At 29.3% G+C, this 23,247-nt stretch carries 17 protein-coding genes, 1 tRNA gene and 1 pseudogene; 18 read left to right on the top strand and 1 reads right to left on the bottom strand.

Annotated features, from left to right (window positions below; genetic code table 11):
- Positions 1-129: 129 nt before the first annotated feature.
- Together HMPREF9629_RS02750 and thrS are read left to right on the top strand one after the other, a co-directional pair.
- Positions 130-2,112 carry a fructose-bisphosphatase class III gene (locus HMPREF9629_RS02750; RefSeq protein ID WP_009524799.1) on the top strand — a complete coding sequence of 661 codons (1,983 nt, stop codon included), beginning with the start codon at positions 130-132 and terminating at the stop codon, positions 2,110-2,112.
- A 179-nt stretch (positions 2,113-2,291) separates the two neighbouring features.
- Complete coding sequence (thrS, locus tag HMPREF9629_RS02745; RefSeq protein WP_009524798.1) at positions 2,292-4,214, top strand: threonine--tRNA ligase; 1,923 nt, start codon at positions 2,292-2,294, stop codon at positions 4,212-4,214.
- 124 nt (positions 4,215-4,338) lie between these two features.
- On the opposite strand, the gene HMPREF9629_RS02740 is transcribed toward thrS, so the two are convergent.
- Positions 4,339-4,644 carry a DUF1292 domain-containing protein gene (locus tag HMPREF9629_RS02740; RefSeq protein ID WP_009524797.1) on the bottom strand — a complete coding sequence of 102 codons (306 nt, stop codon included), beginning with the start codon at positions 4,642-4,644 and terminating at the stop codon, positions 4,339-4,341.
- 365 nt (positions 4,645-5,009) lie between these two features.
- On the opposite strand from HMPREF9629_RS02740, the gene pfkA reads away from it, so the two are divergent.
- From pfkA to HMPREF9629_RS02660, 16 genes and pseudogenes are all read left to right on the top strand, one after another.
- Positions 5,010-5,969: a 6-phosphofructokinase gene (gene pfkA, locus HMPREF9629_RS02735; RefSeq protein WP_009524796.1), complete on the top strand. Its 960-nt coding sequence runs from the start codon at positions 5,010-5,012 to the stop codon at positions 5,967-5,969.
- Between the two features lie 255 nt (positions 5,970-6,224).
- On the top strand, positions 6,225-7,982 hold the full coding sequence (pyk, locus tag HMPREF9629_RS02730) for a pyruvate kinase (protein ID WP_009524795.1): 1,758 nt from the start codon (positions 6,225-6,227) through the stop codon (positions 7,980-7,982).
- Between the two features lie 357 nt (positions 7,983-8,339).
- Positions 8,340-9,623, top strand: coding sequence for a methionine gamma-lyase family protein (locus tag HMPREF9629_RS02725; RefSeq protein ID WP_009524794.1), 1,284 nt, complete (start codon positions 8,340-8,342; stop codon positions 9,621-9,623).
- 164 nt (positions 9,624-9,787) lie between these two features.
- Positions 9,788-11,707, top strand: a complete 1,920-nt coding sequence (locus HMPREF9629_RS02720; RefSeq protein WP_009524793.1) for a type I glutamate--ammonia ligase — start codon at positions 9,788-9,790, stop codon at positions 11,705-11,707.
- Between the two features lie 57 nt (positions 11,708-11,764).
- Entirely contained in the window at positions 11,765-12,202 is a 438-nt protein-coding gene (locus HMPREF9629_RS02715; protein WP_009524792.1) for a GNAT family N-acetyltransferase, read from the top strand.
- A gap of 213 nt (positions 12,203-12,415) precedes the next feature.
- Positions 12,416-13,489, top strand: coding sequence for a peptide chain release factor 1 (prfA, locus tag HMPREF9629_RS02710; protein WP_009524791.1), 1,074 nt, complete (start codon positions 12,416-12,418; stop codon positions 13,487-13,489).
- A gap of 10 nt (positions 13,490-13,499) precedes the next feature.
- Positions 13,500-14,519: an L-threonylcarbamoyladenylate synthase gene (locus tag HMPREF9629_RS02705; RefSeq protein ID WP_009524790.1), complete on the top strand. Its 1,020-nt coding sequence runs from the start codon at positions 13,500-13,502 to the stop codon at positions 14,517-14,519.
- Positions 14,520-14,533: 14 nt separating this feature from the next.
- Positions 14,534-14,977, top strand: coding sequence for a ribose 5-phosphate isomerase B (gene rpiB, locus HMPREF9629_RS02700; protein WP_009524789.1), 444 nt, complete (start codon positions 14,534-14,536; stop codon positions 14,975-14,977).
- 110 nt (positions 14,978-15,087) lie between these two features.
- On the top strand, positions 15,088-15,717 hold the full coding sequence (upp, locus tag HMPREF9629_RS02695; protein ID WP_009524788.1) for a uracil phosphoribosyltransferase: 630 nt from the start codon (positions 15,088-15,090) through the stop codon (positions 15,715-15,717).
- 196 nt (positions 15,718-15,913) lie between these two features.
- Positions 15,914-16,963, top strand: a complete 1,050-nt coding sequence (locus HMPREF9629_RS02690) for a glycosyltransferase family 4 protein (protein WP_009524787.1) — start codon at positions 15,914-15,916, stop codon at positions 16,961-16,963.
- A gap of 4 nt (positions 16,964-16,967) precedes the next feature.
- Positions 16,968-18,083: a non-hydrolyzing UDP-N-acetylglucosamine 2-epimerase gene (gene wecB, locus HMPREF9629_RS02685; protein WP_009524786.1), complete on the top strand. Its 1,116-nt coding sequence runs from the start codon at positions 16,968-16,970 to the stop codon at positions 18,081-18,083.
- A gap of 306 nt (positions 18,084-18,389) precedes the next feature.
- Positions 18,390-20,909, top strand: a complete 2,520-nt coding sequence (locus HMPREF9629_RS02680) for a DUF6240 domain-containing protein (RefSeq protein WP_009524785.1) — start codon at positions 18,390-18,392, stop codon at positions 20,907-20,909.
- Between the two features lie 57 nt (positions 20,910-20,966).
- Positions 20,967-21,257, top strand: a complete 291-nt coding sequence (locus tag HMPREF9629_RS02675; protein WP_009524784.1) for an EscU/YscU/HrcU family type III secretion system export apparatus switch protein — start codon at positions 20,967-20,969, stop codon at positions 21,255-21,257.
- A 147-nt stretch (positions 21,258-21,404) separates the two neighbouring features.
- Positions 21,405-22,382, top strand: coding sequence for a flagellin N-terminal helical domain-containing protein (locus HMPREF9629_RS02670; RefSeq protein ID WP_009524783.1), 978 nt, complete (start codon positions 21,405-21,407; stop codon positions 22,380-22,382).
- Positions 22,383-22,652: 270 nt separating this feature from the next.
- A tRNA-Leu gene (locus tag HMPREF9629_RS02665) sits at positions 22,653-22,739 on the top strand.
- 207 nt (positions 22,740-22,946) lie between these two features.
- A pseudogene (locus HMPREF9629_RS02660) lies at positions 22,947-23,247 on the top strand (pur operon repressor); the annotation flags it as partial.

Here is a 23,247-nt window from a genome sequence, read left to right as displayed (position 1 = left end):
AGTCAATAGATAACCTCAATCAAACACATTCAAACGCATTTTTTATATTGTAACATTAAATGCTATTTTAAATAGTATTTAGTATTATCTTGCTATTTATGGTTAATTTTTTTAAAGAGGTGTTATTAAATGATAACTATATCAAATGAAGAGTTACGACAAAATATCAAGTATTTAGAATTATTATCAACTTCCTATCCTAACATAACAAGTGCTGTTGAAGAAGTGGTAAATTTAAAAGCAATTTTGAATTTACCCAAGGGTACTGAGCATTTTTTGACAGACATACATGGTGAAGCTGAAGCATTTAACCACGTTATGCAAAACGCATCCGGAGCCATAAGGAGAAAAGTATATGAAGAGCTTGGTTCGACTGTCAGTATAGAAGACTTGGAAGAGCTTACAACATTGATATATTATCCAAAAGAAAAATTGGAGCTTATAAAAAAGAAAAAAGATGAAAGACTTTTGGATAATTGGTATGAACTTACCATATACAGATTGGTGAGAGTAACAAGAGCCGCTTCATCAAAATACACGAGATCGAAGGTCAGAAAGACGTTACCTAAAGATTTTGCATACATAATGGAAGAGCTTTTACAAGAAGATGAACACAGATTTAATAAAAAAGAATATTATACACAGATAATAAAAAGTCTTGTAGAATATGAAAGAGCAGATTTATTTATAATACAAATTTCGCAAGTTATAAAAAACCTTACGATAGACCATTTACATATAATAGGAGATATATACGACAGAGGACCTGCTCCGCATGAAGTAATGGATACTTTAATGAGCCAAAAAAACCTTGATATACAATGGGGAAACCATGATATATTATGGATGGGTGCAGCTGCAGGAAGTCAAGTGTGTGTTGCAAATGCAGTTAGGATAGCACTCAGATATGCAAATAATGATGTTATCGAAGAAGGCTATGGTATAAATTTACTACCACTTGCAACCTTTGCAAGCAAAGTTTACAAGGATGATGAATGTGCTAAATTTATGCCGAAAGAATCTGTTCAAAAACCTTTTGACATAGATGAAAAATTGCTTGCAAAAATGCACAAGGCAATATCAATAATACAATTTAAACTTGAAGAAGATGTAATAAGAAAAAATCCTTTATATGAGATGAAGAAGAGAAAAATATTAAATACTATAGATTTAAAAGATTGCACTATAGAAATAGAAGGTGTCAGATATAAGCTGAATGACAACAGTTTTCCAACCATAGATCCCAAAAATCCTATAAAATTGACAAATGAAGAAAAAAATGTAATAGAGGCAATAACGAATAATTTTATTCACAGTGAAAAGCTTACAAGGCATATAAGATTTTTGTATGCAAAAGGAAGCATGTATTGTACATACAACAATAATTTATTGTTCCATGCATGCATATTATTAAATGAAGACGGCAGTTTTAAAAAGAAAAAGATAAACGGAGAATATTATAAAGGCAAAACACTAATGGATAAATATGATCAAATGGCAAGAGAGGCATACTTTTCAAAAGACAGCTCAAAAACGAGCCCGGATTTCTTGTGGTTTTTGTGGTGCAATGAAGACTCTACACTTTTTGGAAAAGATAAGATGACAACATTTGAAAGATATTTTATAGACGATAAAGCAACACATAAAGAAACATTATCACCGTATTACAAGCTTATGGGAAAAGATGACGGTACTCTTGCGGTACAAATATTGGAAGAATTCGGTTTGGACTCAAAAGATTCTCATATAATAAATGGACACACCCCTGTTAAGTTAAGTAAAGGTGAAAGCCCGATAAAAGCCGGAGGCAGACAATTAGTAATAGACGGAGGCTTTTCAAAAGCATATCAAAAAACCACAGGTATAGCAGGATACACATTGACATATAACTCCTACGGTTTGACACTTATAAGTCATAATCCATTTGAATCTGTAGAAAAAGTGTTAAAAGAAGGATTTGATATAAAATCTACAAAACAAGTAATAGAAACAGTTACAGAAAGAAAAAGAGTAGGGGATACAGACACAGGCAAAACTATAATGGATAAAATCTATAATCTTGAAATGCTTATATCTTCCTACAAAAAAGGTATAATAAAACAAAAAGATTAAAATATAAGCAAAATCATTAAAAATAGTGTTAAATTTAGTAAAAATGGATATAAATATTGTCAAACTCATACTAATTTCACTTGGAAAAATTTAATAAAAAGTATATTTTAACAAGTTGTTGTAATTTTATATATTTTACATGAAATTAGTATTAATAACATACAGAAGGAGAAATTTCTATGATAAAAATTACACTGCAAGGTAAAGACGAAAAAACATATCAAGAAGGGGTAATTGCCTTAGATATAGCAAAGGATATAAGTGAAGGCTTTGCGAGAAGTTTAGTAGGTGCAAAAATAAACGGAAAAGTTTATGATTTGATGACACCTATCAAAGAAGATTGTGACATAGAATTTTTAAAATTTGCCGATAAAGACGGTAAGATGGTATTTTGGCACACATCTACTCACATTATGGCACAGGCGGTAAAAAGATTGTATCCGAATGCAAAATTAGGAACAGGGCCTGCGCTTGACAACGGATTTTATTATGATATAGATTTAGATGAAAAACTTACACAAGATGATTTAGAAAAAATAGAATCTGAAATGAAAAAAATAGTTTCAGAAAGCTTAGATATAATTAGGAAAGAAGTATCAAAACAAGAAGCTGTTGATATAATGAAAAAAAGAGGCGAAGATTATAAACTGCAAATAATAGAATCTCTTGATGAAAATGCTGTTATATCACTTTATGAACAAGGCGAATTTGTAGACCTTTGTGCAGGTCCGCACCTTCCAAATACAAAATTTGTAAAAGCTGTAAAACTTACATCAATAGCAGGTGCATATTGGAGAGCTGACGCTAATAATAAGCAATTACAAAGATTGTACGGAATTTCATTTGAAAAGAAAAAAGAGCTTGATGATTATTTAAAATTGCTTGAAGAAGCAAAATTAAGAGACCATAGAAAACTTGGAAAAGAGCTTGATTTATTTTCGATGCATGAAGAAGGACCCGGATTTCCGTTTTTCCATCCAAAGGGCATGATTCTTAGAAATAGACTTGAAAGCTTTTGGAGGCAAGAACATGAAAAAAGAGGATATGATGAGATAAAGACTCCTATAATTTTGAACGAAGGGTTATGGCATCAATCAGGACACTGGGATCATTATAAAGAAAATATGTACTTTACAAAAATAGATGATGAAGATTACGCTATTAAACCTATGAATTGCCCAGGTTCTATATTGACTTATAAATCATATATGTTCAGTTATAGAGATTTACCTCTTCGTTGGGCAGAAATGGGACTTGTTCACAGACATGAACTCTCCGGAGCTTTGCATGGACTTATGAGAGTTAGAGCATTTACACAAGATGATGCGCATTTATATGTATTACCTTCACAAGTTAAAGATGAGCTGATAGGAGTAATAGAACTTGCAGATTATGTTTACAGCATATTTAATTTTAAATATCATGTTGAATTATCTACAAGACCTGAAAATTCTATGGGAACAGAGGAGCAATGGAATATAGCTACAAATGGACTTATAGATGCTTTAAAAGAAAAAAATATAGATTATATAGTAAATGAAGGTGATGGAGCTTTTTACGGACCTAAAATAGATTTCCACCTACAAGATGCAATAGGAAGAACTTGGCAATGCGGTACAATACAATTGGATTTCCAAATGCCTGAAAGATTTGATATTCACTATATAGACAGCAACAATGAGAAAAAACGTCCTGTAATGTTGCACAGAACTATATTTGGAAGTATAGAAAGATTTATAGGAATATTAATAGAGCATTTTGCAGGTAAATTCCCATTATGGTTATCACCTGTACAAGTAAAAATACTTCCTATTTCCGACAAATTTAACGATTACGCTTATGAAGTACAAAAAGAATTAAAATCTTTAGGATTTAGAGTAGAAGTGGATTCAAGAGCAGAGAAGATAGGTTTTAAAATAAGAGAATCACAACTTGAAAAAGTACCGTATATGTTGGTAGTAGGGGAAAAAGAAGAGCAAACAAACAGTGTAGCTGTTCGTTCAAGAGATTTAGGAGATTTAGGTCAAATATCAAGACAGGATTTAATATCTAAATTACAAAAAGAAAATGATGAAAAAATAATATTAAAAGCAGAACAGTAAATATAAAAATATAATATAGAAATTGAATTATAAAAAACCACTAATCTTCAAAAAAAGAAAATTAGCGGTTTTTAATTTTTTTAAACATAAATATTATTTAATATAATGCTAAAATATATTATAATTATTCTTCATCTTCAAATAAGTCGCTGAAAAGTTCCATAAACTCTTCAGATATAGCTTGATACTCGTCTTCATTTTCTATATTTTTAAGGCTGATTTCATCACCTATTTCTTCATATATATATAACAATATATTATCTGATTCGGGCTCAGCTAATGCTATATATTCAACGTCGTCAACTTCAAAAAGACCTATGACATCACAAGTCATAGAAGTTCCGTCATCTAATACTAAGTCAATAGTCTGGTCTTCTTCGAAAAATTCTATATTTTCTTCAAATCCTTCTTTTTTTTCTTTATCGCTCATTAAAATACCTCCTGTTATTTTGTTTATGCAAAAACATAAACATTTTTTAATTACATATAAATAAGTAATTATTATATATTTATATTAAAACAGCTAAATAGAAAAAAGTCAATTAAATTTTTTATTTAACTGATAAATTTATAGATAGTAAAATTAAATATGTCTATAAATATTTTGAGTGAAATGCCTTATAATTCAGTAGAAAATTCTTTAATGAGTTGAGTAAAAATTTATTGTATATTTTTTATAGAAAAATAAAATTTTAACAAAAATATATAATAAATTAGAAAAAATAATTTTGAAATTAAGAAAATTAGTGTATAATATATAAGTATTTTATTTTATTGTGTTTAAGGAGAAATATTATGAGAAGAATAGCCGTACTTACAAGTGGTGGTGACGCTCCGGGAATGAACGCCGCTATAAGAGCAGTAGTTAGATATTCTATATACAAAGGTCTTCAAATTTTTGGGATAGAAAGAGGGTATAAAGGACTTATAGAAGGTGACTTGAAAGAAATGCTCATTCCATCTGTTGGAGATATAATACACAGGGGCGGAACTATACTCAGATCTGCAAGATGCTTGGAGTTTATGGAAGAAGAAGGTAAAAAAAGAGCACTTAATATACTTGACGTTTTTAAAATAGACGGGCTTGTTGTAATAGGCGGTGACGGTACTTTTAGAGGTGCTAAGACCTTATGTGATGCCGGATTTCCTGTTATAGGTGTTCCCGGTACTATAGATAATGACCTTGCATATACAGATTATACAATAGGTTTTGACACCGCCTTAAATACAGTTCTTGATGCAGTGTCAAAATTAAGAGACACAACTTCATCTCATGAAAGGGTAAGTATAATAGAAGTTATGGGAAGAAATTGCGGAGATATAGCGCTTTATACAGGGCTTGGCGGTGGAGCTGAAGAAATTCTCGTTCCTGAAACAAAACATGATATTGACAATATTTGTAAGAAAATATTATTATCTGCAAACAGAGGTAAAACTCAAAGTATAATAATGGTTGCTGAAGGTGTGGGTTCAGCTAATGACATATGTGTACAGATACACGAAAAAACAGGTTTAGATGTAAGAGCTACAATACTCGGACATATACAAAGAGGCGGTTCACCTACTGCAAAAGACAGAATTCTTGCAAGTCAATTTGCAGCACATGCAGTGCAATGTTTGTTGGACGGTAAGTCATCAAGGGTTGTAGGCATTAGAGAAAATAAAATTATAGATATGGATATTACTGAAGCTTTGAGTATAAAATCAAAATTTAATGAAGAAATGTATGAACTTACTAAAATACTCTCCATATAAATAATACTGATTTTCCAATAGAATGATAGATAATTTATATCGGAAAGTCAATAAACGGTGCTATATTTTATTAAATTTACAAAACATTATTTTTTTACAATTCTATTAAATTTTAGCATAACACAATTAGTTATTATCAATTATTTTTATTTTGCTAATAAATTTATAATCAGCATAGAAAATATTAATATATTTTTAAGGGTGTAAATATAAAATTTTATATATTAAAAATAATTTATTTGGAAAGGCAAAAAAATGTTAAAAAACTATAAAAAAACTAAAATCGTTTGTACTATAGGACCTGCATCAGAAAGTGCTGAAACATTAAAACAACTTATTGATGAAGGAATGAATGTTTGTAGACTTAACTTTTCACATGGCTCATATGATGAGCATCAAGCAAGAATTGATACAATAAAAAAAGTGAGAAACGAAGTTAAAAAACCTATTGCCATATTACTTGACACAAAAGGTCCTGAAATAAGAACGGGAAACTTCAATAAAGATGAAGTGACTCTTAATGTAGGACAAAAATTTACTATTACAATGGATGACGTTGTAGGAGATGAAACAAAATGTACAGTTTCTTACAAAGAACTTGTTGATGACGTAAATGTAAATGACAGAATACTTATAGATGACGGACTTATAGAACTCGTTGTATTATCAAAAGACAAAAAAGATATATTGTGCGAAGTAAAAAATACAGGAATAGTAAAGAATAAAAAAGGCGTAAATGTACCTAATGTAAAGATAAATCTTCCTGCTATAACACAAAAAGATAAAGAAGATATAATATTCGGTATAAAAAATGATATAGATTATATAGCGGCATCATTTGTAAGAAAAGCATCCGATGTTCTTGCCATAAGAGAAGTGCTTGAAAATAACGGCGGACAAAGTATAAAAATAATTTCAAAAATCGAAAGCCAAGAAGGTGTAGATAACATAGATGAAATTCTTGAAGTATCTGACGGTATAATGGTAGCAAGAGGGGATCTTGGCGTAGAAATACCTACAGAAGAAATACCTATGGTACAAAAAGAGATAATAAAAAAATGTAATTCTCTTTCAAAATATGTAATTACAGCAACTCAAATGCTTGATTCAATGATAAGAAATCCAAGACCTACAAGAGCAGAGGTAACAGATGTTGCCAATGCTATATTTGACGGAACTGATGCAATAATGCTTTCAGGAGAAACAGCAGCAGGAAAATATCCTGTTGAAGCAGTAAAAACTATGGCAAAAATAGCAAGAGCTACTGAAGAAAGCTTTGACTATGAACTTATATTAAGACAGAAAAAAGCATTTATGCAACCTACTATAACAAACGCAATAAGCCATGCCACTTGTACAACTGCTATGGATTTAAAAGCAAAAGCAATTATAACAGCAACATCAGGAGGATATACTGCAAGGATGGTGTCAAGTTACAGACCTTTTGCACCGATAATAGCATCTACAAATGACGAAAAAACATATAGACAAATGTCGCTTTATTGGGGAGTGTTTGCTATATTAAATACAGAATCAGGTTCAGCTGAAGATGTAATTGATTCATCAGTTCAATTATCATTGGAGAAAAACGCAATAGAACCAGGAGATCTTGTCGTAATAACAGCAGGAGTGCCTGTAGGAAAATCAGGAACTACAAATCTGCTTAGAGTTCATATAGCTGCACAAAACTTGGTAAAAGGTATTGGTGTAGGAAGTTCAAATGTATCAGGAACAGCAAGAGTTATAAATAACTCATCACAAGAAATAAATGAAAATGATATAATCATAACTTCATCTACAGATGTGGATATGATGCCTCAAATCAAAAAAGCAAGTGCAATAGTAACAGAGTTTGGCGGTCTTACATCTCATGCTGCTATAGTTGGATTAAATCTTGGTATACCTGTAATAGTATCTGCTGACAAAGCGACTCAAGAAATAACAGATGGAGAAACTATAACAGTAGACGCAGCTACAGGAATAGTATACAAAGGAACTGTGAAAACTCTATAATTAAATAAAATTAAATTATATCGCATATTATTTTAATGATACTATTGAAATTAATAAGCGAAATTTATAAATATAATTAAGTTAAAAAAATATTTGTTATAAAAAGTTGTCTTTCATTATTTTTATAGTGAAAGACCTTTTTGATTTTTATATAGCATTTTATACTAAAAATCATTAAAAAACATATGGAATATAAAATTCAAAAGTGTATGTAATTTTAAATTAAGAATAGTATTATACTAAAAATCATTTAAAATAAAAATGAAAATATTTAATTAGGTAACATTTTTTATATTTTAATGTTACATGGTTATTGAAATAAGTTTTAGTATAAAATTAGTTAATGAATGGAGTATTATGTACGAAAAAAATATTTTACAAATGTATGATTTCTTCAAGATAAGTGAAGAAGATTTTAAATATTCAAATAAAATAGAAGAACAACTTAAGCAAGAATTTGAAGAGCTTGATAAAATAAAACAATTTAATCAATTAAAAGTTCTAAAAGCTATGCAAATGGCAAAATTAAGCGATACACATTTTAACTCATCAACTGGATATGGATATAACGACGTCGGTAGAGAAAAAGTTGAAGAAATATATAGTAATGTCTTCAATACTCAAGATGCACTTGTAAGACCGTCTATCGCAAATGGAACGCACGCTTTGTCAATATGTCTCAATGCCTTACTTATGCCAAAAGATACAATGCTTTCTATATCAGGTAAACCTTATGACACGCTTGACGGAGTAATCGGTATAAAAGAGCAGGAAATGTCATTAAAAGAATATAATATACATTATAAGCAGATTGATTTGATAAATGATGGAGATTTTGACGTAGAAAAAATAAAAACTGAGCTTGCAAAAGATAAATCAATAAAACTTGTATATATACAAAGGTCAAAAGGTTATTCAACAAGAAAGTCAATAATGATACAAGATATAAAAGAGATAGTTGAGGTAGTAAAGGGTATAAGAAGTGACGTAAACATAATGGTTGATAACTGCTATGGTGAGTTTTTGGACTATTTGGAACCTACTGATGTCGGTGTAGATATAATGGCAGGCTCACTTATAAAAAATCCCGGTGGTGGCTTGGCAATAACAGGTGGATATATAGTTGGAAAAGAAAAATTGGTAGATAGGTGTGCAAAAAAATTGACATCAAACAGCATAGGCAAAGAATGTGGCTTGACATTCAATACCAACAGAATCACATTGCAAGGCTTGTTTATGGCACCTAATGTGGTAAACGGAGCTTTAAAAGGAGCAGTTTTCACAGCAAAATTATTCGAAAAAGATAATTATAAAGTATTTCCTAAAAGCAATGATAAACGAAGTGACATAATACAAGCCATAACCTTTGATACAAAACAGGAAGTCATAGAGTTTTGCAAAGCTATACAAAAATCCGCACCGGTAGATTTTTATGTGACACCTGAGCCATGGGATATGCCGGGATATGATTGTGAAGTTATAATGGCTGCAGGAGCATTTGTTCAAGGCTCATCAATAGAATTAAGTGCAGATTCACCTATAAGACATCCATATACGGTATATTTTCAAGGAGGACTTACTTATGAACACTCAAAAATCGGTGCAATAATGGCATATAATGCTGTAAAAGATATTAAATAGTATAAACAAAAAACTTTTTTTGAAAGAAAAATATTTTAAATTGCAAAAAAAATAAAAAAATATGCTTTTCTTTCAATAAAAAACTTAAAATTATATATTTTTTGTGATATAATTTTTAACATATTTTAAATTTGAAAATATATATCAATTTTGGAGGGCTTTGTATGAATGCCATTAATCTACTAAAAGAAAATAATCTTTTATTCACATTAAAAAAAGATTACCATTCAATAGAAGACTTGAAAAAAATCTTTGAAGAACATAAAGAAATAAAATTTGTATCGCTTGCAGGTTATGACCTTAGAGGAAACTATACAGATGCAAGAATACCTATAAGTATAATAATAGACGATTTAGAAGATTTTTTGAAACAAGGGGTTCAAACAGATGGTTCAAGTGTTGAATTAAGGCAAATTGCATCATTAAATGATGCAAAAGTAATTATTGTACCTGATATGGATTGCGATTGGCATATAGATTATAATTTTTCGTTTGTAGATGAAAATACAAAACTTCCTATAGGAACACTAAGAATACCGTCATTTTTGATACACAATGATAAAATAGTATGTTCAAGAGGCGTTTTAAAAAGAGCTGTTAAAAATTTGCAAAGTAACGTAAAAAAAATAGTAGAAGAAAATGAAAGCATACAAGAAGAATTAGGAATAAAAGATAAAAAAATAAAATCTATTGAAATATCAGCAGCAACAGAATTGGAATTTTGGGTAAAAACACCTGAAGAAATAAGAGATGTAGAAGAACTGTCAACTTCACAAGTTTTAAAAGAGCAGTACTGGAAAAGAACAGAAGGAAATGTAAGGACAGCAATGGAATATTGTCTATTGCTTATGGATAAATACGGTTTTGAACCTGAAATGGGACATAAAGAAGTAGGTGGAGTTCATTCAAAATTGACTGAGAACGGAGATCACAGTCATATAATGGAACAATTGGAAATAGATTGGAAATATTCTGATCCTATACAAACTGCTGACAATTTATATATAATAAAAAATTTGGTATCGGATATATTCAACAGCTTCGGCTTGGAAGTAACATTTGATGCAAAACCTATGGATAAAGTTGCAGGAAGTGGAGAGCATACACATATAGGACTTATCGCAAAATTAGATGACGGTAAAGCAATAAATATATTCAATCATGTTGAAAAAGAGAAATATTATATGAGTAGTATCGGTTTTTCATCACTTGCAGGCATACTTAGAAATTATGAAGTTATAAATCCTTTTGTTACGGCAACAACAGATGCATTTAACAGATTAAGACCAGGATTTGAAGCACCTGTGTGTATAGTTACATCACTTGGAAAATCTCCGCAAATACCTTCAAGAAACCGCTCAATATTAATAGGTCTTATAAAAGATAGCGACAATCCTAAACAAACAAGATTTGAGCTTAGAGCAACTAATCCCAATTCTAATCTATATTTAGTTTTATCAGCAGTTTATCAATGTATGCTTGACGCAATAAACTTTTATATACCTAAATATGATGTGGCATTCATACAAAATGAAATGTCAAAAAAAGCCGGAGAAGACAGTGTATATTTAGAAAAAGACAGACTTTATCGCTCGGAAGAAAATGTATTTGAAGCATATACACAGGAAGAAAGAAACGCAATATTTTCCGTACCGCCTGCAACAGTATATGAAAATATACAAGCTTTGGATATATATAAAGAAAAACTGGAAATACTCAAAAAAGACGGTGTATTTACAGACGAAATAATAAACTCGTACAAAATATCAACTTTAGAGTTTTGGGCAAAAGAGCTGAAAGGCAGAATAGTTGAAAACAGTAGAGATAGAGTAAGAGAATCCATAAAATTACACTATGACACTGAAGATATATCAGATCTTGATATAGTAAACTGGACAAAAGTAGAAAGCATAAGATGGGAGCTTATGAAAGATACAGTAGAAAAAAAATCATTATTTACACAAATAGACAATGCAATTGACGAAAAAGATTATAAAAAAGCATCTACATTGCAAATCGAGATGTCAAAAAAAGTTAATGAATTAGCAGAAATTTACAAAAAATACAAAAAAAATATATTTTAGTCAAAAAATATTATAATAGACTTATTCAATTAATTTAAAGTTGCGGATGTGATGATTATGGTAAGAGAAGCGATTAAAGAAGATTTATATGAATTATTGAGCTTATATCTGTTTTTACACGAAAAAGATATTCCAAAAGATACAGAACATCTGGAGAATACTTGGAATACAATCATTGCAGATGTGAACCATCATATTATTGTCAACGAGATAAATGGTAAGATACTTTCATCTTGTGTTTGTGTTGTCATTCCAAATCTTACGAGAAATATACGCCCATATGCGTTTATTGAAAATGTAGTTACTAATGAAGAGTATCGCGGAAAAGGATACGCAACAGAATGTCTTAATTATGCTAAAGAAGTAGCGATAAAAAATAATTGCTATAAGATGATGCTTTTAACAGGTACAAAAAATGAAAATACATTAGATTTTTATAAAAATGCCGGATATAACAGTGAAGATAAAACTGCATTTATACAGTGGCTTGAATAGAGCTTAATTAAACAGTAAGTCGCAATGATTTACTGTTTTTTATATGCTTAAGAACAAAAAACAGTAATAACAGAATAAATATATAATATATTTTATGTCAAAAATGTTTGACTTTTTTACAAAACAGCAAATCATATGATGAAATTAAATCTTGTAATAATAGTAAAACTCTGATACAATAATGATTTGAAATAATATAAAAGGGAGATTGTAATGTTTGAAAATTTGAGCTCATTAAAAGATAAATATGCGGATTTGGAAATAAAAATATCAGACCCTGAAATCATTAATAATCAAGAACAATGGCAAAAACTGATGAAAGAGCACGCAGAGTTATCTCCTGTTGTTTCAAAATATAATGAATATGTGAAAGCAACAGAAGATATAAAAGGTGCTAAAGATATAATTGCTAATGAAACAGATGAGGATTTGAGAGATTTGGCAAAAGAAGAATTATCAGATTTGGAAGAAAATTTGGAAAAAGTAATAGAAGAATTAAAGATTTTGTTACTTCCAAAAGATCCTAATGATGATAAAAACGTAATCGTTGAAATAAGAGGCGGTGCCGGTGGAGAAGAAGCAGCACTTTTTGCCGGAGTACTGTTTAGGATGTATTCTATGTATGCTTCAAATAGAAGATGGAAAGTTGAGCTTATGTCATCAAATGAGACAGGAATAGGCGGATATAAAGAAGTAATATTTATGATTAGCGGAAAAGGTGCATATTCAAGACTCAAATTTGAATCGGGAGTTCATAGAGTGCAAAGAGTGCCTGAAACAGAGTCTCAAGGAAGAATACATACATCTACAGTAACTGTAGCGGTGCTTCCTGAAGCAGAAGATGTTGAAGTAAATTTAGATTTAAATGATGTAAGAGTAGATGTATTCCGTTCATCAGGTAATGGAGGTCAGTCTGTAAACACAACAGATTCCGCTGTAAGACTTACACACATACCAACAGGAATAGTAATATCTATGCAGGATGAAAAATCACAGCTGAAAAATAAAGAAAAAGCGTTCAAGATATTAAAAGCCAAATTATATGATATAGAATTGGAAAAAGCGCAAAAAGAAATGGCAAGCCAGAGAAAATCTCAAGTAGGTACAGGAGATAGGGCAGAAAGAATAAGAACATATAATTATCCTCAAGGTAGGGTATCCGACCATAGAATCGGTCTGAATTTGTATAAATTGGAAGCATTTTTAAATGGCGATTTGGACGAAGTTATAGATGCATTAATCACAACTGCTCAAGCAGAAAATTTGAATTCATTGGAAAATATATAAAGAGAAAAAAATGTTTACACAAATAATAAAAATAGACAAATATAATACTGACATAACTGTAAAAAAGGCTGGCGAAATAATAAGAGCAGGAGGGCTTGTTATATTTCCTACAGAAACTGTGTACGGAATAGGAGCAAATGCTTTAAATGAAAATTCTGCAAGTAAGATATATAATGCCAAAGGCAGACCTTCAGATAATCCTCTTATAGTTCATATATCAGATGAAAAAGATATATACACTTTAGGTGTAAATATTGATAACAGGATAGAAAAAATAATATCTGCATTTTGGCCCGGTCCATTGACATTAATTTTAAACAAATCGTCAAATGTGCCGTATAGAACTACAGGCGGATTAGATACTGTGGCTGTTAGAATGCCTTCAAATATTATTGCAAATAAAATTATAAAAGAAAGTGGCGTTCCTATAGCGGCTCCATCAGCCAATATATCAGGACGCCCATCAATAACATCAGAAGAATTTATAAAAGAAGAATTTGAAGGAAAGGTTGACATGATAATACTTGACAATAATTCTTCAATCGGTATAGAATCTACTGTTATAGACACAACAGGTGATAATATAATCATATTAAGGCCAGGATTTGTAACAAAGTCAGACATAGAACGAGTTATAAATGAAGAGGTATATATTGATACAAATCTTAAAGACAATACAACGAAACCAAAATCACCGGGTATGAAATATAAACATTATAGTCCTAATTGTGAAGTCTATATAGTAGATGGAGATAATAAAATAGAAAAAATATATGATCTTATAAAAAAAGATAATTTATCTAATAAAAAAAGCGTTGTAATAGCAAAGGAAGAATATCAAAGTTTATTTAACAATTTTATCTCACTTGGAAAAGATGATGTTACAGTAGCAAAGAATATATTTAAGGTGTTAAGACAACTTGATAAAGAAAATTTTGACAAAGCGTATTTTATAAATATGTCTGATACGGAGTTGGAGTTTTCAATAATGGACAGAATGAAAAAGGCATCCGGATATAAAATAATTTAGAAAAGAGGTTATATATGAAAATAGGATTTGGCTGTGATCATGGTGGTTTTGAACTAAAAAAACAGGTTTTAAAATATCTTCAGGATAAAGGATATGAATGTATTGATTATGGGATATATGAAAATCAATCTGTAGATTATCCGGATTATGCAAAGATAGTGGCTAAAGCCGTTTTGAATAAAGAAATAGACAAAGGTATTTTATTTTGTGGTACAGGTATAGGTATATCAATAGCTGCCAACAAGATAAAAGGTATAAGATGCGCAAATTTATCTGATACATACAGTGCAAGTAAATGTGTAGAACACAACAACTGTAATATGATTTCTTTAGGTGGCAGAACTGTCGGCGTGGAAATAGCATTTGAAATAGTAGATAGATTTTTAAGCGCAAAGTTTGAAGGCGACAGACATGAAAGACGTGTTAATAAATTGATGTCTTTTGAAGATGAAATATAAATTTTATCCAAACAGAATAAAATACTATAAAAAATAAAAATATTTAAAAAATATTATAATTTATAAAGAAAATAATTGACTATAAAAATACATAAACAAGGAGTAATTATATGTCTAAATTAACTATATTAGATCATCCTTTAATACAGCATAAGATTGCAATAGCAAGAAATAAAAACACAGGTTCAGGTCTTTTCAGACAGCTTGTAAAAGAAATAGGAATGTTAATGGTATATGAAGTTACAAGAGATCTGACGCTTGAAGATGTAGAAATAGAAACACCTATTTGCAAAACAAAAGCAAAGATGTTACGAGGCAAAAAAATGGCTGTAGTTCCTATATTGAGAGCAGGTATAGGTATGGTTGACGGAATATTGGAACTTGTACCACAAGCAAAAGTAGGGCATATAGGACTTTATCGTGATCCTGTTACAAAAGAACCGGTGGAATATTTTTGCAAATTACCACAAGATGTTGCACAAAGAGATTTTATATTGGTAGATCCTATGCTTGCAACAGGAGGTTCAGCAAGTGCCGCTATAACATTGTTGAAAAACAGAAATATAAAATCTATAAGACTTGTATGTCTTGTCGGTTGTCCTGAAGGTGTAAAAAGAGTTCAGACCGATCATCCTGATATAGATATATATTTGGCATCACTTGATGAAAAATTGAATGAAGATTGTTATATAGTTCCAGGCTTGGGAGATGCCGGAGATAGAATATTTGGAACAAAATAGTTATTATAAATAAATTATAACAATTTTATTATAATATGCTGTGATCCATTAAAATATTCTATAAATATATAATTCATTATTAAAGATTTACAATGTTTTATATTTACTTTAATAAATATAAATAAAAAAGATTTGATATACACTACAAAATTTAATCAAAATATTTGATTAAATCAATAAATATTAGGAGGAGTGTATGTTCGGGCTTAAATATGTGTTGTCAACAACACAATTATTTATAATATCATTTATATTTTCTATTGTACTTTCATACTTTGCAACTCCATTTGTAATAAAATTGGCACATAAGATTGGTGCAATAGATGTTCCAAAAGATAATAGAAGAGTGCATAAAGTTCCAATTCCAAGACTTGGAGGAATATCAATAGCATTTTCATTTTTTGTTACTACACTTTTTTTCAATTCTATGAACAAAGAGCTGATAGTATTGTTTGTTGCACTTTTTATAATTTTAGTTATGGGCGTTGTAGATGATATTAAAGATTTGAATGCAAAACTTAAATTTTTTATTCAAATAATCGCTGCTTCGATTGTTGCAGTTTTTGCTATAAGAATTGAATATCTTGCAAACCCTATGATGCCGATGCATTATCTGTTTTTAAGATATATGAGCATACCTATAACTGTATTTTGGATAGTAGGTATAACTAATACAGTTAATCTAATAGATGGTCTTGACGGTTTAGCTGCAGGAATATCTGCAATATCATCCACTACGCTTGCATTGATACTTTTTAAAAATGGAGATTATTTCCATACATTGTTGTTAATCTCATTAATAGGAAGTATTTTAGGATTTTTGCCATTTAATTTCAATCCTGCCAAAATATTTATGGGTGATACCGGAGCATTATTTTTAGGATTTACTCTTGCAGTTATATCAATGACTGCAACAATAAAGTCCGCTGCAACACTTGCAGTATTTATACCTATATTGACATTAGGCATACCTATATTTGATACGGCATTTGCAATATTAAGACGTGCAAAGAATAAACAGCCTATAATGCAGGCTGACAAAGGACATCTTCATCATAGACTATTGAATAACGGATTATCACAAAAACAAACAGTACTGATATTGTATATGATGAGTGTTATATTAGGTCTTAGTGCATATTTTATATCAGAAACAGGAAGAAGATTTTCTCTGTTCATTTTGGCAGTTGATATAATACTTATAGTTTTTGTTACTCTTAAATTTAAAATTCTAAAAAAAGGTTAATCTTATGAATAAAATAAAAATTATGTCGGTTTTCGGTACAAGACCAGAAGCTATAAAAATGGCACCTCTTGTAAAAAAATTGTACAACAATGATAACTTTGAGTCAAAAGTTTTAGTAACAGGTCAACATAGGCAAATGCTTGACAGCGTCTTAGAAATATTCGATATCAAGCCTGACTACGATTTGAATATAATGAAACATGGACAAACAATACAAGATATAACATCAAAAGTAATATACGGAACTTGCGAAATAATACAAAATAAGTTCCGACCTGATCTATTACTTGTACACGGCGATACTTCTACAAGTTTTTCTGCTGCACTTGGAGCATTTTATGAAAAAGTTACTGTAGGACATATAGAAGCAGGGCTTAGAACAGGCAATATATATTCGCCTTATCCGGAAGAAATGAACCGAAAATTGATAGGCTCTATTGCCACATACCATTTCGCACCTACAAAAAACAATAAATACAATCTGTTAAGAGAATATATTTCAGAAAAAAATATAATTACAACAGGTAATACGGTTATAGATGCGCTTCATAGTGTAATAAAAGATGATTTTGATTTTTCAAAAGAAGACTTTAAAAATATAGATTTTTCAAAAAAAATAATTTTACTTACTTGTCATAGGAGAGAAAACTGGGGTAAACCTATGGAAGATATATTCTTTGCCCTAAATAAAATCGCTGAGGAAAATAATGATATTCAGATAGTATATCCTGTGCATATGAATCCTAATATAGTAAAATTAGCAAATGAAAAATTTACTGCAAGCAATGTTGCACTTATAAAACCGCTTGAATATGAAGAATTTGCCAATCTAATGAATAAATCATATTTTATTATGACAGATTCAGGAGGATTACAAGAAGAAGCGCCTTCACTTGGAAAACCTGTATTGGTTCTAAGAACTGAAACTGAACGTCCCGAAGCAGTTAAAGCGGGTACTGTAAAAGTTGTAGGAGTTGACAAAGATGATATATATAAAGAAGCAAATATATTGCTTAAAGATAAAAAATCATACAAACAAATGGCAAATGCAGTAAATCCTTATGGTGACGGAAAAGCTTGTGACAGGATAATAGAATTTATAGAAAACATATATAGATAAATCAAAATATACGTTTTATAAAATTTCTTTAAAATTTATTCAACTTATATTTAAGATAAAAAATAGTTTTTAAATAAAAATAATCGATTATTAAGAAGATGGTCGATTATTTTTATTTGCATAAGACTTTAAAATTTTGTTTGTTATTCCGATAGATATGTAAAAGAGTTTTTATATCCCATTAACAAAACAATATGATAAAAAGATAATTATTTTTAAATAGACATTAAAATAAAATCAAGAAATAAACAAATTATTTTATATATGATTATTGTATTATGGAATATTAAGAAAAGAGGTCAGTAAATGATTAATACGCTATATAACAATAAGGCAAATTTAGACAAAAAAATAACATCCAATCCATACGAAGATATTGCCTCATCAAACACGATAATAAAAGGCTCAATAATAAAAAAAGACGGCAAAAACATAAGAATACAATTATGGGATAATAAGACAAAAGAAATATTTGACGTAGTGACAAAAAATAATCTTAGTGTAAAACAAGGAGAAATGCTTACTATAAAAAAATCCGAAATAGAAACTATCACAAAAATAAGCAATGAATCTTTGGAAAAAGAAAAAGAAAGAGAAAAAAAAGAAATAGAAGAGTTAAAAAAAGAAGATTTACAACCTACAAAAGAAAACATAGATGCACTTAAAAATCTAAAAAACAGTGAAATACCTGCTACAAAAGAAAATATATTAAGATTTGTAACCATAAAAAACAGCTTAACAAATTTCACTCAAAACATAAATCTTAACACACTTGCAATGCTTATGAATAAAGGATATGACATAGAAAATATTCCTTTATCCCAATTAGATAAAATAGCAAAAGATGAGTTTATATTGCAAGATAAGAAAGTGTCGGCATTGGAAAATAAAGTAAATAAACCTATATCTTACGATGAAGCACGAGATATTTCAACAAAGCTGTACAGCTCACAAATGGGTAAAGACATCCAAGACATAATAATAAGCCTAAAGAAAAATGACATCGAAATAACAAAAGAAAATGTAGATAAGATATACGATACATTTTCCAAGTTATATGATTTAAAAGATATAAATAACGAAAACATAATAAAAACATTAGAAGTAGACGATACCAATATATCTATAGACTTACTTTATAAAGTAAAAAATTATATAACTACATCATCTGTATCAGTCTCATCTGTAAAATATACAGAAAATATTACAAATAATCTTACAGACGAAGATATAGAAAAAATGACACCTGATATAGAAAATTTATTGGAAAAAATAGGAATAGACAAAAAAGATATAGATATTGCAAAAGCTATACTAAAAAATAATTCTCAGATAAATAAAGAAAATGTTGAAGAAATAAAAGAAATAAAAGAAGTATTATCGCAAATACAAGAATTGATGGACAAAAATGTGGCAGGTATGCTCATAAAATCAGGTGTAGATATATCATCTATGGATATAAAACAATTACTAAAAGAAATAACATCTATAATAAACGAATTGCAAAATGTTGACAATTTACAACTCACAGACGAGCAAATGGATTTGACAAAAAATCTTATAGATGCAATCAAACAGATAAATTCAAATACAATATTAAAAAACATATCTGTAAAATCAATTTTATATTCAAGTAAAGTTGGAAAAGATTTATACGACAAATTATTTTCAAACCAAACAAGTTTTTTTAACTACGAAAATAAAATATCTATAAAAGCGTCCATAGTGCTAAACAATGTTGAAAACATAGATTTTAACAGCATAGATTATAAACACAACAATATATCTTTGCAATATTTAGCACAAAAACATTCTATATTTAACGATAACTCAAATTCTAAATTGCAATCATTAGAATATGAAGTGAAATATGAAAGCAAAACGGAAGTTCAAAATGGCATAATAAAGCATTACGAATATATGCGAATGAATTTAAGAGCTACTCATATAAATCAGATGATAACAAACGGAATAGATCCATATACAAGCGATATAAGACAAGTAAGCGCTTTAATTCAAAGTCAAACGATAAAACAATCCAAAACATTTGAAAAATTATCACATTTAAACGATTATACAATCAATAACATATCATCAAATATAGTAGCTGCTCAAAGTGAATTTACACTGAAAAATATAAAAAAATCATTTGATTTAGAAAATAATACAGGTAATTATATTGACAGTATAAAATCTATGTTAAATGAAATCAAAGAAAAAGATTTTAAAGAATTAAAACAAATTTCAAAAAAAATAGAAAATATATTAAAAGAAAATCATACATTTACAAAAGATGATTTTAGAAAAAACATAGAGCAAATATATAAACAACTTAAAGAAGTGGAGCAAATAGTATTAAAATCACAAAGCAAGGACAAAGAAGTATTCAATAAATATCTAAATGAAATAAAAGAGAACATAAGAGAAACTTACAAAATGTCGTCAAAAAATGAAATGATACAAATACCGTTTTATATGAACGGTGAATCATCAAATGCCAATGTCTATGCAAAAACCAAAAAGAATAAAAAAGGCAATATAGACCCTAATGATATGAGCGTGCTAATAGATTTAAACACAAAAAATTTAGGGAAAATGGGATTTTATATAAAAGTAGACAACAAAAAATTATCAATAAAAATATCAGGAAATGATGGGTCCATATCAGCTATAAAATCTAATTTGCAATCATTGGACAATAGTTTGAACTCATTGGGATATGATATAGATTTTATAGATCTCATATCACCTGAAAATAAGGCAAAAATTTCATTTGTAAACGAAAATACGAGAGATATAAATAGTAAAGTAGACTTTTTTATATAATTTTTTATCATTAAACTAAAATATATAGAAAAATTAACGATATATTAAAGGAAGATTATGGATAAAAAAGAAGAAAAAGAAATATTGAACAAAAAAGCAGTTGCATTGGAATACAATGAAACTATGAATGCACCTATAGTAAATGCTAAAGGTAGAGGATATGTAGCACAAAATATGCTTGAAAAAGCAAAAATAGACGGCATAGATACATATTTTGATGAAGAATTACTAGAAAATCTTATGGCTTTAAGCATAGGTGATGAAATACCACAAGAATTATATGAAATAGTATCAAAAGTGCTACAATATATAGACAGTCTTGAAAAAAACATAAAAAGTGATAAATAATGTTAAAAATAATAAAAAATCAGAATTATAATAATTATTTTTAAAATTTACAAAAAACTAAAATATAAAATTATACAATAGTTATATTCTGAAAATTAATTATATAAGCTAAAATGATATAAAATATCGTATGAAAGGACTATAAATATGAAATTAAATACAAATATTTTAGCAATGAATTCCGTAAGAAATCTTATGGCAACAGGTTTAAAACAAAAAACAGCATTAGAAAGATTATCGTCAGGTAAAAAAATAAATAGGGCGGCTGACAATGCGGCAGGATATGCTATAGCAAAAAAGATGGCATTACAATCATCAGGACTTAAAATGGCATCAAAAAATTCGTTAGACGGAATATCTCTTATACAAACAGCTGAAGGCGCATTGGATGAAGTTCACTCTATGTTACAAAGAATGAGAGAACTATCCGTACAGGCATCGAATGGCACTAATAATATAGAAGATAGGGAAGCTATACAAAAGGAAATAAATCAGCTCACATCTGAAATAAGTCGTATAGGCAAAACTACAGAATTTAATCAAATGAAAATGTTTTCTTCAAAGAATGAAGATGGTACGTATAAACCTACAATGAATATTCCTGTACAAGCGGGAGCTAATGCAAAACAAATGGTGGACATAGAATTTCAAGAAATGGCGGCATTTACTCTTAAAATATCAGGACAAGTCGCCGGTGGACAGGTAGAAGATCTATCAAATCCGTCAGTACCTCCTGCACCTCCAAACCATATTACAGATGCAAAATATACAACAGTGGATAATGTTGTTCCTCGCTATGATGACACAAAACCTGAATATTCATTGGATGTAACTTCACAAAAAACAGCTAATGCCGCAATAGCTGTGTATAGTAACGCGATATCAAAAATATCTGAAATACGCTCTATATTGGGAGCTGCACAAAATAGATTTGAACATAACATTAAGAGCCTTAATGCTGCAGAAGAAAATGTGACGTCATCAATGTCAAGAATAGAAGATGCCGATATGGCTGAAGAAATGACAGAATTTACTAAGTACAATATATTACAACAAGCAGGAACATCAATGCTTGCTCAAGCAAATCAACTGCCTCAAACGGTTTTAAAACTTTTAGAATCATAATATAAGAAAAAAATAGATAAATTTTCGGCATATGCTGGTAGTTTATCTATTTTTTTCTCAATAGGTTATATTATAAACCTATCTTTTATATCTGTTTTAACTCAATAACTTAACACATATAATTCATAGAATATTTAAGTATTTAAATACAACTTAAATTTCTAATTTCTGCCATTTATAGTGCCAGATGATACAAAAATAAAATTTCTAAAATTTTTATAAAAAGTATTGACGTATTCACCATAAAATAATATAATATACAAGTAACTTGCCGAAATGGCGGAATTGGCAGACGCACTGGACTCAAAATCCAGCGGTAGCAATATCGTGCGGGTTCGACTCCCGCTTTCGGCACCATTTATAAGTATTGACAATAGAGATAGTTGCTTTTTGTGGCTTTCTCTTTTTTTATTAAAAATAATAAAAAAATCGATAACCTCTTGAAATATATATTTTTTTTGTTATAATTAAATCATAGAACGTTTGTAATTATACTCGTTTTAGAAAAAATGAAATATTGAGAATATATATTCTTTTGATGATATTTAAAGAAAGGCTCAGTTTATGAAACTAAAAAAAGCTCATAGATTAGCAGCGATAGCTAAAATTTTATCTGATAATCCTAATAAAATTTTGACATTTAATTATTTTGCCGAACGTTTCTTTTCCGCAAAATCAACTATAAGTTCAGATATATCATCTATAAAAGCTATATTTGATGAGCAGAAATTAGGCAGAGTCGTAACTATACCGGGAGCTGCCGGTGGTGTAAAATACATACCGACTATATATAAAGATGAGTGTATTACATTTTTAAATTCGCTTTGTGAAAGATTATCATCTAAAGAAAGAATTTTGCCGGGGA

Origin of the sequence: Peptoanaerobacter stomatis (assembly GCF_000238115.1) — a bacterium.
Lineage (GTDB): Bacteria > Bacillota > Clostridia > Peptostreptococcales > Filifactoraceae > Peptoanaerobacter > Peptoanaerobacter stomatis.
Note: the sequence above shows the minus strand (reverse complement) of the source record. Positions and strands in the feature narration are given on the sequence as shown.

Excerpts from the sequence above, each read along its gene's own strand:
- HMPREF9629_RS02750 (WP_009524799.1), top strand. The coding sequence starts at position 130 with ATGATAACTATATCAAATGAAGAGTTACGACAAAATATCAAGTATTTA.
- thrS (WP_009524798.1), top strand. The coding sequence starts at position 2,292 with ATGATAAAAATTACACTGCAAGGTAAAGACGAAAAAACATATCAAGAA.
- HMPREF9629_RS02740 (WP_009524797.1), bottom strand. The coding sequence starts at position 4,644 with ATGAGCGATAAAGAAAAAAAAGAAGGATTTGAAGAAAATATAGAATTT.
- pfkA (WP_009524796.1), top strand. The coding sequence starts at position 5,010 with ATGAGAAGAATAGCCGTACTTACAAGTGGTGGTGACGCTCCGGGAATG.
- pyk (WP_009524795.1), top strand. The coding sequence starts at position 6,225 with ATGTTAAAAAACTATAAAAAAACTAAAATCGTTTGTACTATAGGACCT.
- HMPREF9629_RS02725 (WP_009524794.1), top strand. The coding sequence starts at position 8,340 with ATGTACGAAAAAAATATTTTACAAATGTATGATTTCTTCAAGATAAGT.
- HMPREF9629_RS02720 (WP_009524793.1), top strand. The coding sequence starts at position 9,788 with ATGAATGCCATTAATCTACTAAAAGAAAATAATCTTTTATTCACATTA.
- HMPREF9629_RS02715 (WP_009524792.1), top strand. The coding sequence starts at position 11,765 with ATGGTAAGAGAAGCGATTAAAGAAGATTTATATGAATTATTGAGCTTA.
- prfA (WP_009524791.1), top strand. The coding sequence starts at position 12,416 with ATGTTTGAAAATTTGAGCTCATTAAAAGATAAATATGCGGATTTGGAA.
- HMPREF9629_RS02705 (WP_009524790.1), top strand. The coding sequence starts at position 13,500 with ATGTTTACACAAATAATAAAAATAGACAAATATAATACTGACATAACT.
- rpiB (WP_009524789.1), top strand. The coding sequence starts at position 14,534 with ATGAAAATAGGATTTGGCTGTGATCATGGTGGTTTTGAACTAAAAAAA.
- upp (WP_009524788.1), top strand. The coding sequence starts at position 15,088 with ATGTCTAAATTAACTATATTAGATCATCCTTTAATACAGCATAAGATT.
- HMPREF9629_RS02690 (WP_009524787.1), top strand. The coding sequence starts at position 15,914 with ATGTTCGGGCTTAAATATGTGTTGTCAACAACACAATTATTTATAATA.
- wecB (WP_009524786.1), top strand. The coding sequence starts at position 16,968 with ATGAATAAAATAAAAATTATGTCGGTTTTCGGTACAAGACCAGAAGCT.
- HMPREF9629_RS02680 (WP_009524785.1), top strand. The coding sequence starts at position 18,390 with ATGATTAATACGCTATATAACAATAAGGCAAATTTAGACAAAAAAATA.
- HMPREF9629_RS02675 (WP_009524784.1), top strand. The coding sequence starts at position 20,967 with ATGGATAAAAAAGAAGAAAAAGAAATATTGAACAAAAAAGCAGTTGCA.
- HMPREF9629_RS02670 (WP_009524783.1), top strand. The coding sequence starts at position 21,405 with ATGAAATTAAATACAAATATTTTAGCAATGAATTCCGTAAGAAATCTT.